This is a genomic window from Bacillus sp. ES1-5, from assembly GCF_022487605.1.
GTDB lineage: Bacteria > Bacillota > Bacilli > Bacillales > Bacillaceae_G > Bacillus_A > Bacillus_A wiedmannii.
In genome coordinates this window covers 171,509-189,606 of the sequence record NZ_JAKVPU010000005.1, presented here as the reverse complement: position 1 = coordinate 189,606, position 18,098 = coordinate 171,509, and the positions used below count along the sequence as shown (strand labels likewise).

General features: G+C 36.5%; 18 protein-coding genes. 9 read left to right on the top strand and 9 right to left on the bottom strand.

From position 1 onward, the window contains the following. Window positions 1-205 precede the first annotated feature (205 nt). Complete coding sequence (locus tag MKO96_RS17840) at window positions 206-961, top strand: GGDEF domain-containing protein (protein WP_240588248.1); 756 nt, start codon at window positions 206-208, stop codon at window positions 959-961. Beyond that, window positions 958-2,259, top strand: coding sequence for a glycosyltransferase family 2 protein (locus MKO96_RS17835; protein WP_240588247.1), 1,302 nt, complete (start codon window positions 958-960; stop codon window positions 2,257-2,259). Before MKO96_RS17840 ends, MKO96_RS17835 begins: the two co-directional genes overlap by 4 nt. A gap of 193 nt (window positions 2,260-2,452) precedes the next feature. On the opposite strand, the gene MKO96_RS29410 is transcribed toward MKO96_RS17835, so the two are convergent. Together MKO96_RS29410 and opuD are read right to left on the bottom strand one after the other, a co-directional pair. Then, window positions 2,453-2,587 (bottom strand): hypothetical protein, encoded by a 135-nt coding sequence (locus MKO96_RS29410; protein ID WP_000833067.1) that lies wholly within the window; start codon window positions 2,585-2,587, stop codon window positions 2,453-2,455. Window positions 2,588-2,871: 284 nt separating this feature from the next. Then, complete coding sequence (gene opuD / locus MKO96_RS17830) at window positions 2,872-4,386, bottom strand: glycine betaine transporter OpuD (protein ID WP_240588246.1); 1,515 nt, start codon at window positions 4,384-4,386, stop codon at window positions 2,872-2,874. Between the two features lie 664 nt (window positions 4,387-5,050). Here opuD and MKO96_RS17825 point away from each other — a divergent pair. After that, entirely contained in the window at window positions 5,051-5,929 is an 879-nt protein-coding gene (locus MKO96_RS17825; protein WP_240588245.1) for a cell wall-binding protein EntA, read from the top strand. Window positions 5,930-6,008: 79 nt separating this feature from the next. Beyond that, a complete protein-coding gene (locus tag MKO96_RS17820; protein WP_240588244.1) occupies window positions 6,009-6,311 on the top strand; it encodes a DUF3910 family protein in 303 nt (100 codons plus the stop codon). A 99-nt stretch (window positions 6,312-6,410) separates the two neighbouring features. Here MKO96_RS17820 and MKO96_RS17815 read toward each other — a convergent pair whose 3' ends face one another. Genes MKO96_RS17815 through MKO96_RS17805 form a run of 3 tightly spaced genes read right to left on the bottom strand, consistent with a single transcriptional unit; the run spans window position 6,411 to window position 9,851 of the window. After that, window positions 6,411-7,790, bottom strand: coding sequence for a zinc ribbon domain-containing protein (locus MKO96_RS17815; RefSeq protein WP_240588243.1), 1,380 nt, complete (start codon window positions 7,788-7,790; stop codon window positions 6,411-6,413). 13 nt (window positions 7,791-7,803) lie between these two features. After that, window positions 7,804-9,357, bottom strand: coding sequence for a hypothetical protein (locus tag MKO96_RS17810; protein WP_240588242.1), 1,554 nt, complete (start codon window positions 9,355-9,357; stop codon window positions 7,804-7,806). A 5-nt stretch (window positions 9,358-9,362) separates the two neighbouring features. Then, complete coding sequence (locus MKO96_RS17805) at window positions 9,363-9,851, bottom strand: zinc ribbon domain-containing protein (protein ID WP_087983208.1); 489 nt, start codon at window positions 9,849-9,851, stop codon at window positions 9,363-9,365. Window positions 9,852-10,009: 158 nt separating this feature from the next. On the opposite strand from MKO96_RS17805, the gene MKO96_RS17800 reads away from it, so the two are divergent. Both MKO96_RS17800 and MKO96_RS17795 read left to right on the top strand, forming a co-directional pair. Then, window positions 10,010-11,629 (top strand): SWIM zinc finger family protein, encoded by a 1,620-nt coding sequence (locus MKO96_RS17800; protein WP_240588241.1) that lies wholly within the window; start codon window positions 10,010-10,012, stop codon window positions 11,627-11,629. Next, entirely contained in the window at window positions 11,613-14,369 is a 2,757-nt protein-coding gene (locus MKO96_RS17795) for a DEAD/DEAH box helicase (protein WP_087983211.1), read from the top strand. The genes MKO96_RS17800 and MKO96_RS17795 overlap by 17 nt, the downstream gene beginning before the upstream one ends. 24 nt (window positions 14,370-14,393) lie before the next feature. Here the strand turns inward: MKO96_RS17795 and MKO96_RS17790 are convergent, their stop codons facing one another. Continuing rightward, window positions 14,394-14,879, bottom strand: coding sequence for a VanZ family protein (locus MKO96_RS17790; RefSeq protein ID WP_087983213.1), 486 nt, complete (start codon window positions 14,877-14,879; stop codon window positions 14,394-14,396). A gap of 110 nt (window positions 14,880-14,989) precedes the next feature. Here MKO96_RS17790 and MKO96_RS17785 point away from each other — a divergent pair, with 110 nt between their 5' ends. Together MKO96_RS17785 and MKO96_RS17780 are read left to right on the top strand one after the other, a co-directional pair. Further along, the gene (locus MKO96_RS17785; protein WP_137051161.1) at window positions 14,990-15,214 is read left to right on the top strand and encodes a DUF1659 domain-containing protein; all 225 of its coding nucleotides are present in this window, start codon (window positions 14,990-14,992) and stop codon (window positions 15,212-15,214) included. Window positions 15,215-15,317: 103 nt separating this feature from the next. Next, the gene (locus MKO96_RS17780; protein WP_240588240.1) at window positions 15,318-15,533 is read left to right on the top strand and encodes a DUF2922 domain-containing protein; all 216 of its coding nucleotides are present in this window, start codon (window positions 15,318-15,320) and stop codon (window positions 15,531-15,533) included. A 19-nt stretch (window positions 15,534-15,552) separates the two neighbouring features. Here MKO96_RS17780 and MKO96_RS17775 read toward each other — a convergent pair whose 3' ends face one another. Then, window positions 15,553-15,951 carry a DUF4359 domain-containing protein gene (locus tag MKO96_RS17775; RefSeq protein WP_000731403.1) on the bottom strand — a complete coding sequence of 133 codons (399 nt, stop codon included), beginning with the start codon at window positions 15,949-15,951 and terminating at the stop codon, window positions 15,553-15,555. Window positions 15,952-16,145: 194 nt separating this feature from the next. Between MKO96_RS17775 and MKO96_RS17770 the strand changes: the two genes are divergently transcribed. Then, window positions 16,146-16,652, top strand: a complete 507-nt coding sequence (locus tag MKO96_RS17770; RefSeq protein ID WP_001001399.1) for a competence protein ComK — start codon at window positions 16,146-16,148, stop codon at window positions 16,650-16,652. Window positions 16,653-16,707: 55 nt separating this feature from the next. Here the strand turns inward: MKO96_RS17770 and MKO96_RS17765 are convergent, their stop codons facing one another. After that, entirely contained in the window at window positions 16,708-17,178 is a 471-nt protein-coding gene (locus MKO96_RS17765; RefSeq protein WP_240588239.1) for a sigma-70 family RNA polymerase sigma factor, read from the bottom strand. 218 nt (window positions 17,179-17,396) lie between these two features. Further along, window positions 17,397-18,098 (bottom strand): YknW family membrane protein, encoded by a 702-nt coding sequence (yknW, locus tag MKO96_RS17760; RefSeq protein ID WP_240588238.1) that lies wholly within the window; start codon window positions 18,096-18,098, stop codon window positions 17,397-17,399.

The following is an 18,098-nucleotide window of genomic DNA, read 5'->3' as shown; positions in this document are numbered from 1 at the left end:
TTTTTTGTATATATTAAATACTTTATGCCGAAATATAAGAACATTATGATACAATAATTAGTAAGTCTGTTTATTTTTTCTTACCAAAGAGGGATACTACTTATTGTTGCTCTCTCAAAAAGAATCTAGTCATCCGGTCTATTTCTTAATAATTGCGCATACTACAAGTATCCTTGCATGAATTATCTTTAAGGAGGAAAGCTTTGTGAAAAATAACTTCTATAAAGTCCTCTCTATGTGGGTTTTACAAATTTTATTTTATTTTACAACTGTACATGTAACGCAATATGAGCATGCTCTCATTTTTACAATTATATATGTAATGGTTAATGTACTATTTCTATTTTTGCCTGATAAGACTGCATTTGTTCTCTTCATATTAGGAACCATTGTTTCGGTGTTCTACCTATTCTACCAAGCATGGCTTTACTTATGGAGCACATCAGAACAATGGCAATACATTATTACTCACTTCCTAATGGCAGCAAACTTCTTCATCGTATATATCTCAACTCATTTATTAAAGAAGGTTATTCATGAAAATCAAGAATTAACCGAACGTGTGAGAATATTAGAACAATACATTGGAGAATCAAAATTATTAACAAGACAAGAATTCGAAAGACGACAAGCATTATTAATCACTGCAATGAATCGTCGTAATGAAACAGGTATTATTATTTACTTTGATTTCAATTCCTTTAGTAAATATACAAAGGAAAGTGTTATGAACCGTGTAGCTTCATTATTAGTTGAAACGATAAGAGATGACTTTGATCTTGCTGCTGAATACGATAATAATAAGCTCGTTATTTTATTACAAAACACAAATGAAGCCGGTGCTGACATTGTAATGAATCGTCTAAAGCCAAAAATGGAGCAATGGCTTGCTGCTGAAGCGATCCAAGATATAAAAATTTCACGCGAGCAAATTGGGAACAAAGGACAGACGTTATTATGATGACACTCGTTATACTTCTTTTATTCCTTCTATTTTGTGTACTTGTGTTTTGGATTAGCATCACATTTTCGATTAAGTATATACTTATCTTTACAGCCTTTCTATTCTCTGGCTTACTCGTTTACTATTCTTTCTTAACACTCGCAGGTTTAGTTCACCGAAATAGTAAACGAAAAGATCGTACGCTAGAACATTATCCAAGCGTCGACATTTTAATACCAGCCCACAATGAAGGGGTCGTTATTAAAGATACTTTAGAGGCGATGGCGAAGATTGAATATCCAGGTAAACTAACTGTTTATTTATTAAACGATAACTCTCAAGATGAGACACCTGAAATTGGTGACGATTTTGACAAAGCTTATGCTCATATTCGTCACATTCGTGTTCCGGCAGGTGAACCAAAAGGGAAATCGCGTGTATTAAACTATGGTCTTAGTATTTCAGATGGTGAATACTTCTGTGTTTATGATGCGGATAACCAGCCTGAACCACATGCACTGCGAATGCTTGTAGAGCACGCTGAAACAACCGAGGATGCTGTTGGAGCTGTTGGTCACGTTCGTACTGTAAATGAAAACAGAAACTGGCTAACACGAATGATTTCATTAGAATTTCAAATCTTCCAGCTCCTTATGCAATCAGGACGCTGGTTACTATTTCAAACCGGTTCACTAACTGGAACAAACATGCTTCTTCGCCGCTCTGCATTAGAAGAGCTTGGCGGTTATGACCCGTATGCAATTGCAGAAGACGCTGAATTAACATTACGAATTACACAAAAAGGCTATCTCTTACCAATCGTTCCAGAATCGATTACATGGGAACAAGAACCTGAGCATTTAAAAATCCTTATTAAGCAGCGTACACGTTGGCTCCAAGGGAACTTGTACATTTTAGAAAAAATGTTTTCTTCCTTAAGTTTCTTTAAAGGAAAACTTCTCGTCCATTCCTTACAACAAGTTTTAGTGTATGTTGTATTTTGGCTATTCTTAATCATTTCGAACGTTTGGTTTGTAATTGGGTTACTCGGGATATTCCAAATCCAATATAGCATTCCGCTACTATTTATGTGGTATGTCGCATATATTACATATGTTTCTCAATTATTTAGTGCCCAGAGTGTGGAACGAACCTTTACACCAACTAATATTTTTATTAGTGTTATCATGTACTTTACGTACGCACAGCTCTTTACGTACTTATTCATTCGCAGCTTAATTTTATACTTACGTGCAAAGAGCAAGAAACAAGTCATTGGCTGGGATAAAACAGTTCGATTCAAAAAAGAAAAGTAAAACTTTAATCAGTGGGAGTTCTCCCACTGATTTTTATTTACAAAATAAAAATCAGCACAGAGCGCCGTATGCTCTGTGCTGATTTATTGCCGTATAAATTATATATATCAGACAATACCCCTTAGCTGAAAGTAATTTCACGTCCATCCCCCAACGAACGATTGACCTTCATTTATATACGAAAAAGTGATTGCTATTTTTGTAGAACCAATTGCTTCTCTTGCTGTTCTTTGCGCGTTTCAGTCTTAGGTTCCGTGCTTTCTTGGACACTACGATGTGCCACACGTTTCAAACAAATATGCTTCCACTTTCTTTCGTAACGTTTCATTATTCTAGATGTCCCCCTTGAATGCGCTTTAAAACTATTTGAAATCGCTTACAGGAAATAATATAGCACATATACATAAACGTGACAACACATTTCCGACAATTTTTTGTCAAAAATATGAATAGAATTTACAAATTATCGTAATTTGTCGAAACGTATCGATTTTTCTTTATATAAAAGGCATACTACTTATATAGTAAAGTATTTTATTTCCCTTACTTGTGTTTAAATTCCTTCTATATAAAAAAGAGCTGATACATAATCAGCCCTTTTTCCTTCTATTATTAATGACGCTTCATACGTCCTTCTTTTTGTAACTCTTTAAATAATGCCGCCATCATAAAGAAAATAACGAAAACGAATGGGAATGCGGCAATGATAGCTGCCGTTTGCAGTGCTTCTAATCCACCAACATATAATAGAGTAGAAGCTATCGCTGCTAAAACGATACCCCAAACCATTTTAATGCGGTTCGGCGGATTTAAACTACCATGTGTCGTTAACATCCCTAAAACAAATGTCGCAGAATCTGCTGATGTAATGAAGAATGTTGCAATAAGTAGAATACCTAATACTGATAAGGCTGATCCAAAGCTTCCCATCTGATCAAACATAGCGAACAATCCTACTTCAGTCCCCATCTCTTTAATTTTTTCAAAGATATGTGCATCGCCGAACAACTCCATATGAATACCCGTCCCGCCGAAAACAGAGAACCAAAGCGCACCGATTACAGTCGGTACGAGTAACACACCGATAACAAACTCACGAATCGTACGTCCTCGTGAAACACGGGCAATAAACGTACCTACGAATGGTGACCATGCAATCCACCATGCCCAATAGAAAATTGTCCACGACTGAATCCATTGGTTTCCACCTTCATCTAATGGACTTAAGCGGAAGCTCATGCTTGGCAATTCCTGAATATAAGAACCGATTGTTGAAGTGAAGTAATTCATAATAAAGTTTGTTGGACCTGCAAATAATACAATGATCATAAGTGCAAACGCCAAAATAATGTTCGTATTACTTAAATATTTTATTCCTTTATCAAGACCTGTCTGCGCAGATAACATGAAAAGAACTGTTACGATTGCAATAATAACTAACTGTGTTGTTAATGAATTCGGGATAGATGTTAAATAACTAACACCACCGGCAATTTGTTTTGCACCAAGGCCTAATGACGTCGCCACTCCAAACACAGTTGCGAAAACAGCTAACACATCAAATGAATGAGCAATACGTCCATGTTCCCCGCCTTTGAATAACGGACCTACTGTCGCACTAATTGTACTTGCTTTTCCTTTTCTAAAAGTAAAGTAAGCAATACATAGCGCTACAAATGCATATAATCCCCACGGATGTAATCCCCAATGGAAAAATGAAAAACGTAGTGCAAGACGCGCACTTTCCTCAGTTGCACCTTCTCCAAACGGAGGTGCGTACAAATGGTTTAATGGTTCGGCAACGCCCCAGAAAACTAAGCCGATACCCATACCAGCGCTAAATAGCATAGCAAACCATGTCATATAACTATAATCAGGTTCGTCATCATCTTTACCTAAACGAATAGAACCGTACTTCGAAACAATTAAAAAGATAGACACACCTAAAATAATAGAAACAGAAATAATATAGAACCATCCAAACTTACTAACCAATACCGTTTGAATCGCAGTCGTTACATTTCCTAGGCTACCTTTTCCAATAATAGATTCGGGAATAATCCCCCAAATTGTAAATGCAATACATAATGTTAATGAAACGATGAATGTTTTTGTCAGTTTCCTCATCAAATCCCCCTTCGTAGGTTTCACTTTTGTAAATAACATAAATTCCGATATGTAAAATCGGATAGAAAACTATAATTTTACGGTGATTTTCTTACTTTCACCTTCACCAACTAGAATTCTTATGGACAGCCTTACCTTCCGTATAATCTTTTTACTCTGCAAGAGCTATTAGATCGAAATACTGCTGTCAAATTGTGCGAGAAAAATGCGGATGGGAATGTGTTTTCCCAAAAAAGGATGTGTTACAGATGTAAAAAAGGGCATTTTTCTTCCTTGCAACCCTTTCTGTTTGTAACAATTATGCGGTTTTTTTGCTAGTATATAGCACGTGTTTATAGTTTCACAAACGAAATGTTTATGTTTATATAACTATATTACCCATAAAACGGTAAAATACTCAAGGAATGTAACCGTTTAGTAAACATCATGTAACACTCCTGTAATATTTTTATTTACGCCGAAAAAAATATGTTGTATTAAATATTTTGAATATAAGTAGAAACCTACTAATCATAAAGAATGAAAACCGCTTTCTTATATTTTTTGTTATATTACAGGATGTTAACGACTGATTACGAATGGTTTGTAATTGTGTGTTTTCCCCAAATCCGAAAAAATCTGTTGCTATAATGAGGACACGAAAACAAACGCAATGGAGGCTATCATGAAAAAATTAATTGGAATAGCAACAGCAGCAGTTTTTGGTCTTGGGATTTTCACATCATCTGCTAATGCAGAAACTGTTGTAACAACAGACGTACTAAACGTACGCGAAAACCCTACTACGGAATCAAAAGTTGTCGGTAAATTACTAAACGGGAATAAAATAGATGTTCAAAATACAGAGAACGGATGGTCAAAAATCACTTTAGATGGTAAAGACGCATTCGTAAGTACAGAGTTTACAAAAAGCATCTACTACGTAACAGCTAACGTATTAAACGTACGTGCTGAAGCGAACACAAACTCAGAAATTCTTGGAACGTTGAAGAAAGACGATATGATCGAAACAACGAACCAAGTACAAAATGAGTGGTTACAATTTGAATATAACGGGAAAACAGCTTATGTTCACGTTCCTTTCTTAACAGGTACAGCACCTGTTATCGAGAAACAAGAACAAGCTGCTCCTGCTAAAACTGTAGCACCAGCTAAAGCGCAAGCACCTGCAGCACAAGCAAAACCAGCTGCTAAGCCTGCTGTGAAAGCTGCTGAGACTAGCACACCTTCTGGTGGTCGTGAGTTAACAGTTGTAGCTACGGCATATACAGCTCACCCAAGCGAAAACGGTGGCACATACGGCGGCCGTGTATTAACTGCAATGGGTCATGACTTAACAGCGAACCCAAACATGAAAATGATCGCTGTTGACCCGAAAGTAATCCCATTAGGATCTAAAGTATGGGTAGAAGGTTACGGAGAAGCTATCGCTGGAGATACTGGCGGTGCAATTAAAGGTAACCGTATCGACATCCTACTTGGATCAGATAGCGCTGCTCAAAAATGGGGACGCAAAACTGTTAAAGTGAAAATTTTAAAATAAACAATGACTGATAAAGCCGGTTCTCTTTGTTGAGAGCTGGCTTTTATTTTTTTATAATAACTATAAGGAGGTTATGTTCATGAATGTACAAGCAAAAGTAGACTGGATCGGTACACCAAAACCGTATATATATAAAGATGAAGTAACATACGACGCTACTTCCATTGACTTTTCACTCGCTGGCGATGACAATCGATATAAATTAATTGTGCTCAGCTTTGAAGGAAATACACATTACAAAATTGTCCAATATGGAGTCAAACCTGGCTCACAAAAGCCATTTCCTATCGATATTCCATTCGAACAAAACATGTTACCAATTATAGAAAAAATATTACATGATCCATATGTGCAAGCGATATTAAAGGAAACGCGCTCATAATTGTAAAAAAGGGATATCAATTTACCGGCAAAAATTCACAAAAGAAGTAAACTATAAAAAAGAGGTTGTTCAACAATATTGAACAACCTCTCTCTTTTATTAATGCGTCGGACCAGATACTTCCTCTGATTTCAACGTATTATTGGCACCCAGAGAATGATATAGCACCTTTCCATTTCCATTAACAATAACAATATGGTCATTATTAAAGCTTTTGAACTTTACAGACCCATCACCGTAACGAATATGGTACTCTTCGTATGTCGTTACTTTATATTTCGTAGCACTTTGACGTTCTACATTACGAACATCCATCGTTAATAAGTCTTCTGTAATTCCTTTTTTGTGTAGATACTGTATATAATCACGGTCTTCCTTGTACGATTTCCCGCTCTTATCATAATCATTTTCAATTAAACTAAAATCATTTAACGAAATCGCACGTACGTTATTATAAATGTGATTTCGTACAAAATCACCAACTGCCGAACTAGAAGCTTCTTTCGGGAATTTTAAGTAATATGTACTTTGGTCTCCCACTTTCATACTTTCAGATTTAATTACACCGTATTCAGCGGTTTTTTCTAAATGTACCTCTACTGTTTCATCTGTCGGTACAGGACCAAGTTTATAACTTCCGCGGCTCAACTTCCCGCGCTTCTTACCATTTACAAATACAGTTGCATCATTTTCATCAGAAGAAATCGTTACATAATTTCCTTCCATTGATAATTTAACATCCACTTTCGCCTCTTTTTCATCTACCAAGTCCACTTCTTTTTCTGATTCTAACTCAGTTAATTCCGTCTTCGCTTTTGCCTTTACAACGTAAGAACCAGGGAAATATGGACCAACTTCTTTTGAATTTTTATCATTTGATAACTCTATCTCTTTCTTATCGTTCACATATATTTCGGCATTTTTCGCAGTTGTGCTTACATTCATATAATAAGATTTCATGTTAAGTTTATACTTCGGATATAAGAACCATTCTTTCCCGTCTTCTATAATTTGACCATCTTTAAATGATGCTTTATCGCTTGCTAGTTTTTGATCCACTGTCTCTCTTTGTAAATAAGATAGCAGTTCTTTATTATAAGAAGGATTTTCTTTTAAATAACGAATGTACCCCTTAATATCTTCAGCTTTAATTTTCAAGCTCGGATCATCTACTTTTACAAACTCATCAATTGCATTCGCATCTTTCTTTTGGAATGCTTCAATCATAACATTGACCTGTTTTTCTTTTGAAAATTTACTTGCACCGAATTTATACGCGCCAAACAATATAGCAAAGATAACAACAAAACCTATAAGTAACACTATATTTTTCTTACTTTTCACTGGCTTTATTTCTCGTTGTACTTCCGAACGAGAAGAAGCTGTTTGATCAGCAATGACTTCTACCTTACTTCCACACTCAGGACAAAAGTTCAAATGATCCGCAACTTGTTTATTACATTTCCCACAAAACTTCAAATGGCTCTCCCCCTTATTTTTTTCCTAACTTCATACCGGCGAATGTTAATGCGTAAGAAAGAAGAAAACTACCTACTATTAAATACATCGTGCTACTTTGAATAGAAAACAATGGTCCGGAAATCCCCGCAAATTCCTTCATAACTTCTTTACTTCCCGAAGCCTCAATATGAATTTTGGCCAACCCATTTACACAAAGCATCATCACAGTATAAACCGCACTAAACACAGCGATAGTTACGTACATATTTTTCATCGGATATTGAGCCAATTTCATTCCAGCTCTAAATAATAAAATACATGGTAATAAAATTAATAATCCCCACCAGTGCATATAGGAATCGAAGTCATCAATTTCTGTTACTCGTTTAAGATTAGCTCCGTTAGCAATTTCCAGATCTTTTAATGACGTACCATTTATTGATATTCCTGACGTATAAGATAAATGCAATGGACCTTTTTCCATTGAATATCTTCTCATTTCTTTATCCATATCTCCCCATTCAATTGCTGTTGGAGCAAAGTGAGCCATATTCCACATGTATGGTGTTGCTTCTAACGAAATTAATGTTTTATATGTTTTCTCAGGAAAATCAATTGGTCCCACTGACTTTGAACTGCTAAATAAAATTGTAATAAGTATAATACCAAATGTAATAAGCAATCCTTTTAATACAGTTACTACACTATAATAAATAGATGCTGCATAAGGAACACTTCGACTAATAGAAGATAATAGACGGTGTGGCCCTGCTTGAATGCACATACCAATAAAGGTAAATAATAAACCAAATATAATGCCATACAATAAACTAACAACATGAGAATAACCAACATCGATTGTCATCGATTGATAGAATTGAGAAATTGTCGTAGAAGAACTTGCGATAAAGCTTACAATACACAAGAAAATCCCATATACAATACCTATGATACTTGATGTTATTACCTTCTCACGCCAAACAGCAGAAGGGTTGCTTCTCTCTACAAAGAATCCAATTCCACCTAATATAAGTGCCGGAATAGTTAATAAGATAAACAATGGGAAATGAAGGATAAATGACATCGTGTATGCCCCGCTCCCACTAACTTCAAGGCCTATTAAATGATACATTAAAATTAATGGTGCTATGCCGATGAAAGATTGATTAACTGTAGCCATATTCAGCATACCGTTCATATTTGTAAGCATCGTTCTCACTAGGTCGTTAATCGCCGCATCGACAATTAAGCTACCAATCAAACCGGCGATAAACATACATACGATTGCAAGCCCACCACCAAGTAAGCCTTTTTTTAAACTGCTTCCAGATGAACTTACATGTAATTGCAAATCTTCGTCTGGTAATCTCGTTTTCATTTCTTTTTTCATAATACCTAATAAGGAATCCCCGCATTTCTCACAATACGTAGCAGTTCCTTTACTTTCCACTCCACAAGTTCGGCAATACTTTGAGTCTTTCGGTGCTAACGTAACTTCACTTTCTACACTACCTGTACTTGATCCATCATGCGAACAATAATTCGCAACATCCGACTGTTCTAAACCACAAGTTTTACAATACATGTTCCTCACTCCTTACTTTGCTTCATACCACAAACAGGACAGAATGTAGCCTCTGTTGCAATTTGTTCATCACATGAAGTACATGATCCATTTTCAGCATTTTTTGATTGAAGGAGTAACTCATTTTCTTTCCCGCACTGTCCACAAAATTTATCATTTAATGATAATGGGCCGCCACAGCTACACTGCCCTTTCTGTCCTTGATTCTGTAAATTAGCAATTTGCTTACGTGTGTTATAAATAGCAACATCCAGCTCTTGTACTGGTTCTATAATATTTTTTAACACATCTACTCGAACTTCATCATTACGGAGTTGCATATATGCCGTTTGACCAAGTTCAAGCAAAATTTCAGTTTTCGCTTGTAGTTTCTCTTGCGTAATTTTCTTTAATTGCGCAACCTCCTGAGCTATTTGTAATTTCATCTTTCCTTGCTCGATTCCCTCTTGCAATTTGTTCATACCGTTACCAAACTTCGCTTGTAAATCTGACAAATCATTTCTCCTCCTATGCATATATAGTAATATGCAAAATTAACATTATATATATTACCATGATTTTCAATTTATGTAATCCAAATTTCATTTTTTCTGTTTTGAGCATTTTTTGTTTATAATGGTAAAGGAAAGAAATATGTGTACGGAGGAATATTATGCTGCAACACTCAATTACGAAAGATGAAATTATGATGATTGCGAATGAGTTCGTTCAAGGACTAGATCCACAGCAAACAGCTGATCAGGAACATGTCGCTACAGCTCGGCACCTATATCGTAGTGGTGTTGTCTACAACGTTGACTTTGATGGTTATACGCTATCAGGAACTGTAGATGCTGCAGGCAGCGTATATAGCGTCCATATCCCGATTCGTAACGTCGCTGAAAGCTATTGCGATTGCTTTGCACCAACGCAATGTGAGCATATGCTCGCTGTTTTACTATCTGCAGCATCTAGTTTCGGGCAAGTAGGAGATGTATTAACTTTATTTAAAAATAATACGAAACCTTCCCTTCCTCCTATTCGAACTGCAAGACAAGTATTGCAATCATCAGCTTTTGAAGAAACAGATTATAAAAGTTGGCAATCATATTTTGACAACGAATATGAATCATTTAAAAAAGAACAAGCTCGGCTTACTTATAAACAAATGTATTTTCTTATGAGTATTTTTACAGACTTCTATACGAAACTCGAGCGGAAAGCTCCGCGTATCGTTGCGATACATGAGTTGTTCAGGCTACACGCTGCGCTTTATTGCTTTCAAAAATTATTAGAAGAAATTCAGGACTTCGAAGCAAATAAAACGTATTCTTATCACCAGCCTGTTAACGTCGTTCGCTTATTTGTAGATAAAGTGGAATCCATCGTTCGGGACTTACAATCAGAAGCGATTCCTTCAGAGTCTGAAGCAATTTTGCAAGAAACAGCTCGTCTCGTTCACGAAGTATTCTTCTCCACCGACGCCTATACGCAAGAAAGATTTTTTATTTATCGTCACATATGGAGTGAACTCTTACACAATAAAGAGAAACTGCAAGAAGAAGAAAAGCGAATCGATACGAAAATCAATCCACTTTCCAAAGCATTAGCATCTTCTCACCTACTCTTTTTAAATGACGAAGACCTATTAGCGATGGACTTACTAAAAAAACAGCCTGCTTCTGTTGTAAGTCTGTACTTCTATTGGTTAGAAGAGCTATTAAATACAATGCAGTGGGATCGTGCGAAAAACTGGCTTTCCTTTACGTATAAACAAGTGAAGAAAACGATACATGAGCAAGAAAATACGGTTTTCATAAAAGATATCGTTCGCTTATTTGTCATCATGTACGAAACGTATGCAACCCATACAAATGAACAAGCTGGACTCGAAATGATTTTGCAAGAGCTATTACCATATAGTTTCGCAAACTATGAACAATACGTACTCGCGAAAAAGCAATATCGTACATGGGCAGAACTTCAGCTCTTACATGGGTTTGAAGCAATTGAACTTTTGAAAGAGCCGCTGAAAGATATTGAAAAGGAAGCACCAGAAGCAGCCCTTCCTCTTTATCACCTTGCCGCTACCGAGGCCATTGAAGAGCGAAACCGCAAATCATATAGACGTGCAGTTCGTTACTTAAAGAAATTACGTACATTATATAAACGATTAAAGCGCACTGATGAATGGGATGCTTTCATTATTCACATCGCAAATTTACATTCACGTCTGCGTGCACTACAAGAGGAATTACGGAAAGGAAAATTAATCGATGATCAATCAAACTGAAGTAACAATTAGGCTCCAGCACGTTAGTCAAGGTTGGTTCCTTTGGGGAGAAAATGACAGCGGTACTCCATTATCCGTAACAAGTTGGAAACGAAATGCCTTTACGTGGCACTCCACTTCCTTCTACGGTACGTTTCTAAAAGAAGCGACCTTTGAAGGAAAACAAGGTGTTATGCTAACAAACGCACAAGCATTTGAATACATCGCTAATAAACCGATGAACTCCTTTGCCCATATTCAAATGAATGGCCCTATTACAGCACTTACGAAAGATGCGAACGAATTATGGGATGCCTTCACAAGCGGTAGCTTCGTACCTGATATGGAGCGTTGGTCTCAGCAACCATCTTGGAAAGTGCAAAATACCCCAATCGAAGATGACACCTTGGCATCTCTTTTCTCGGCCGCGGTAAATGAAAGCATATTACAAGATAACCGTTCAAACGATGGGTGGGAAGATGCCAAGAGACTTTATGAACATTACGACTTTACGAAAAGACAATTGGATGCAGCACTACATGAAGAAGATTGGCTTCGAAAAATTGGTTACATTGAAGATGACCTTCCCTTTACAATCGGACTACGGCTACAAGAGCCGCAAGAAGAATTTGAAATGTGGAAGCTTGAGACAATTGTTACACCAAAGCGCGGGGCACATCGCATATATGTATATGAAAGCATCGATTCTTTGCCAAAACGATGGCACGATTATGAAGAACGTATTCTTGAAACACAAGAAGGATTCAGTAAGCTCGTACCGTGGTTAAAAGAAGGCGACACATTCCGAAGTGAGCTCTTTGAAACAGAAGCGTGGAACTTCTTAACAGAAGCAAGTAACGAATTACTCGCTGCAGGTATTACGATTTTACTGCCATCCTGGTGGCAAAACTTAAAAGCGACAAAACCAAAATTACGTGTGCAGCTGAAGCAAAATGCCACGCAAACGCAATCTTTCTTCGGCATGAATACACTCGTTAACTTTGACTGGCGCATTTCAACGAACGGTATTGATTTATCCGAAAGCGAATTTTTCGAACTCGTTGAACAAAACAAACGGTTATTCAATATAAATGGTCAATGGATGAGACTGGATCCAGCCTTTATTGAAGAAGTACGAAAGCTTATGAACCGTGCCGATAAATATGGACTAGAAATGAAAGATGTCCTTCAGCAACATTTATCAAACACTGCTGAAGCAGAAATTGTAGAAGAAGATAGTCCGTTTACCGATATTGAAATCGAACTAGATGGATATTATGAAGAGCTATTCCAAAAACTATTGCACATTGGAGATATTCCAAAAGTAGATGTCCCTTCTGCACTAAACGCAACACTCCGTCCGTATCAACAACATGGCATTGAGTGGTTATTATATTTAAGAAAGCTTGGATTCGGAGCATTATTAGCTGACGACATGGGACTTGGAAAAAGCATTCAAACGATCACTTACTTACTATATATAAAAGAGAACAATCTCCAAACAGGACCTGCCTTAATCGTCGCACCGACATCTGTTCTTGGAAATTGGCAAAAAGAATTTGAGCGTTTCGCACCAAATTTACGTGTTCAGTTACATTATGGAAGTAACCGAGCGAAAGGCGAATCATTTAAAGATTTCCTTCAATCAGCAGATGTTGTATTAACATCTTATGCATTAGCTCAGCTTGATGAAGAAGAACTTAGTACGTTATGCTGGGATGCTGTTATTTTGGATGAAGCACAAAATATTAAAAACCCACATACAAAGCAGTCGAAAGCAGTACGAAACTTGCCAGCAAATCACAAAATCGCTTTAACCGGTACACCGATGGAAAACCGACTTGCCGAGCTTTGGTCTATTTTTGACTTCATTAATCACGGATATCTCGGCAGCTTAGGACAATTCCAGCGCCGCTTCGTCTCACCGATTGAAAAGGACCGTGACGAAGGAAAAATCCAACAAGTTCAACGTTTTATCTCGCCGTTTTTACTGCGTCGTACGAAGAAAGATCAAACCGTCGCATTAAACTTGCCTGATAAACAAGAACAGAAAGCTTACTGCCCACTTACTGGTGAACAAGCTTCCTTATACGAACAACTTGTTCAAGATACATTGCAAAATGTAGAAGGATTAAGCGGGATTGAAAGACGCGGATTTATATTACTAATGCTGAACAAGCTCAAACAAATTTGTAATCACCCCGCTCTTTATTTAAAAGAAACAGAACCAAAAGATATCATCGAACGTTCCATGAAAACGAACACGCTAATGGAACTAATTGAAAATATAAAAGATCAAAATGAGAGTTGTTTAATCTTCACACAATACATCGGTATGGGGAACATGCTAAAAAATGTGTTAGAAGAACATTTCGGTCAGCGCGTCCTCTTCTTAAACGGTAGTGTACCGAAGAAAGAACGTGACAAAATGATCGAGCAGTTCCAAAACGGAACGTATGACATTTTCATCTTATCGTTAAAAGCAGGTGGAACGGGCTTAAACTTAACCGCTGCCAACCATGTCATTCACTACGACCGTTGGTGGAATCCAGCTGTAGAAAACCAAGCAACAGACCGCGCATATCGTATTGGTCAAAAACGCTTCGTTCACGTTCATAAACTTATTACAACGGGGACACTCGAAGAGAAAATTGATGAAATGTTAGAAAGAAAACAATCATTAAACAACGCCGTCATTACAACCGATAGTTGGATGACCGAACTATCTACAGATGAACTAAAAGAATTACTTGGTGTATAAACAAAAGGAGCTAACCTCAAAAGATTAGCTCCTTTTTCTATTCCAAAACCAATTGCTTATTATAATTCCTGTTAATCCACCGCATGTATCCAGTAATGAATCTTGCCACATCGGTGTACGATCTCCCGTAGTCCATTGATGAATTTCGTCAAATGTTGCATATCCCGCAACGAATAGAAGAGCGTATAGGAAGCACCTTTTTCTCGAATAACCCGATCTATGAAAAGCATAATACGTCAATGAACCGAGCATAAAGAACACCATAAAATGAGCACCTTTACGAAGGAAAAACTCAATAAATCCGCCTACACCTTTATTTGCAATGCTAACAGGTGTACCACCGCCATAATCAATAGATACCCATGAAAAATGCTCTTTCACAAACTCAACATTTACATATTGTTCAATATCCGAGCGCATATCCTGCTTTTTATATGGTTGTGCCGAGGAATAGAAAATCAACCCCATCCATAGTAAAACAGGAATCCAAAATAACCATCTACGTTTCATTCTTCCGAAGCCCCTTTCTTAATCTTTTAAGAGTACCAAAAAAAAGAATAAATTTCACGCCAAAACATGACATTTGCACCCTATTTATAAAGTGAAAGGGGGTGATAAACATGGCAGTCGAAACAATCGTAATGGACTTAACTTTACGTCTTGTCTTAAACAATGGATTAGATAAAAACGGAAAAACAGTTTTCAAAAACAAACAATTTAAGCGTGTTAAAACAAATGCAAACTTAGAGCAAGTACAAAACGTAGCACGTGCTCTTGCTTCTTTACAAGCATCACCGCTTCACGCTATACAGCTTGTTAGCACATCAGATCTTTCTACCCTATAAGGTTAAAATTTACTCAGGTGGTGTTCATCCACCGCTAAGTATGAACCAACACCAATCACCTGCCCGCAATATAGCGGGATAAATAAAAAGGAGGAAATAACATATGCAAGTACTAGAATTAATTTTCGCGAAAGAAGATGGAAAAACAGTTGTTTTTTCTATCGAGAAACCGATCACACCCGTCGATGCACAAGTCGTAAATCAAGTAATGGATACCATTCTTGCCTCATCTGTATTTTCATCAATTAATGAAAATACCCGAAAAAAAGGAGCCCGTCTCGTAGAAAAGAATATATCTGAAGTTCCAATTAACTTATAAACAAAAAGACGAATCTGCATCATTTTGCAGATTCGTCTTTTTTCTTCGGCATTTCAATCGGAATAAAGATTTTTGAAAAACCGACGCATACATATTTATAGTGTTCTCCGCCTATATCAAACTCGGTCGTATATGTTGAGAAGAAAATATAATCATTTCGCTTTGTATAATTCTCGATTAATAATCCAACTTGTGGCTCAACATATTTTTTCGCCAACTTCTTACCAGCCGATGCTAAATCGCCAAGGAGACCCTCTTCATTTTCCTTTTGAACTTCGTCTAGCTTCTTACTTACATCATTACGTTTCATAAACTGCTTCGCTGCCCAATCCGTATATTCACCTTTACTCGGATTACTATTTGCTAAATATACTAGAAGCACGACAACTAGAGCCATAATAATATACTTTTTCTTCATACTATCTCACCGCCTACTCTTTTCTATTTTCATATATATGTACAAGCGATGCAAATTAGAAAGACTAACATCTATTGATTGTAAACGAATAGCCAAAATTTACAATATGAAACGGAATATTAACAATTAATTTACTTAATTCGTATATAATTATATTTGGTATTACTATCATTTATAAGGGAGGAATCAAATTTATGAATGAAGAAAATGATATTATTATTTCTAATTCTACAATGATGCTGGAACCTTACAAGCACCCTTATTATCAAACAAAAATTATCGAAAGTAGCGGAAACCATCTTTACTCCTGTCAAACCGCTCTCCAACTCATCAAGCAATCTTGTCTAACCAATGTTCACTCTACTTATCAAGGCAGACGTAATGCAGTCCAAACAAACTTTAAATTTAAACAAAATGTCCCAATTCCGATTAATCATCGAGAATATATTTGTGCTTTCCCGACAGAATCTCCTTCTTCTCCAAACTGCATATGGCTATTTTATAACCATATAGATGACATAGAATTTTTCAAAAAAAGTAAAAAAGCTAACATTCATTTCTCTAATGGCACTACTACAACAATACATATCAGTCCCCATAAGTTAAAACAGCAATTATTAAAAGCTGGATACGTATTATCACGTATGAACATGCAAGATTCACTACAATTTAAAAACCTCTTATTACATTTACTACCTTAACAGAATAAGTAGAATGGAAAGCAATATCCATTGCCTTCCATTCTTATAATCATATTTATTCTCTTAAACTATTTCGCATTTTCTCAAGTGCTTGCCGATACACCCACCTCACTTGATAATAGGTCATTTCCATCTTGTTAGCGATCTCCCCCATCGTCTTCCCTACAAAAAAACGTTCGAAAATAATATACTTCTCCTTCTCATCTAATACACTCATAAAATCCTTTGCTCTCATTTCAATATCTTCAAAATGGAAGATATCCTCATATTCACCTACGTAAACATTCCTTTCTTGCACTGCAAACTCTTTCTTCAACCTTTCTAATATATAACCACGCACAGTTATAACTGCATATGAAGGAAAGCTTCCTTTCTCCGCATCATACCTTTCATACGCATGCCAAAGACCAATTAAACCACATTGATAATACTCTTCATGATCTTGATAAATACTTAACTTCTTTATTTGATTTACAATCATACCTTCATACAACACAACTGCCTCTGTAAAAGTCGCTGGTTTCACACAGTACCTGTTTCTAAAAGGTATACCTCTTTGTTATTCCGCCGGTACCTCCACAATATAAAAATAAAGAAGCGATTTCACTGTGAGTAATTTCAAATACTACCGCTGAAATTTGAAATTACAATGGGTTGAATTTGAAATTCTGTTGGTGGTATTTAAAATAAGGGTAAAAATAAAAAAGGTGACTCTTGGGAGAGTCACCTTTTAGTCCAATCATATTATACCGGCAAACCAGGTAAAAACTTTGCCATCAATACAACAATCGCAGCTAAGAATACCGCCTTAATAATGAATAAAACGATAATTGGAATTGCTGCTTTCACTTTGCTTAATCCTGCTGTAACTTGTAATCCTAACCAAATTAAAACTAAATTCCATAAATAGAACACTTCAATTGAATTAGCGATTCCATATACAAGTGAGCCTTTCTCAAATAACGGACCTAAACTTGTATACGCAGTTGGTGCAGCACCTAAAATTAAAGCTATAATACCATTAATGAGTCCACCAATAATAACAATAATATCCGCGTATACAATAATCATTACTATTTTTTTATAAGAAGTATCATTCCCATAAAACATCATAAACACTTTATAAATAGCTGCAACAACTAATGTTGCAATCATAACACCTACTATTCCCCATATCGTACTAGAAATTACACTTGATACAAGCGAGCCCTGTTCTGCAAGTGCACCACCTAATTTCTTTTGCATTTCAATCATCTCAGGTGATGTATACGTAATATACGAATTTAAACCACCCACAAGTCCTTGTAATAGCGCCACTATGAAGAACATACCCCAAACTTTCTCAGTCGTCTTCATTCTCTCAAACTGTAAACCAGGAGAAGTAATCATTCCGAACAATGATGGCTTCTCTCCACCAGCTTTTTGCGTATTCAAATTCGCTTCCAT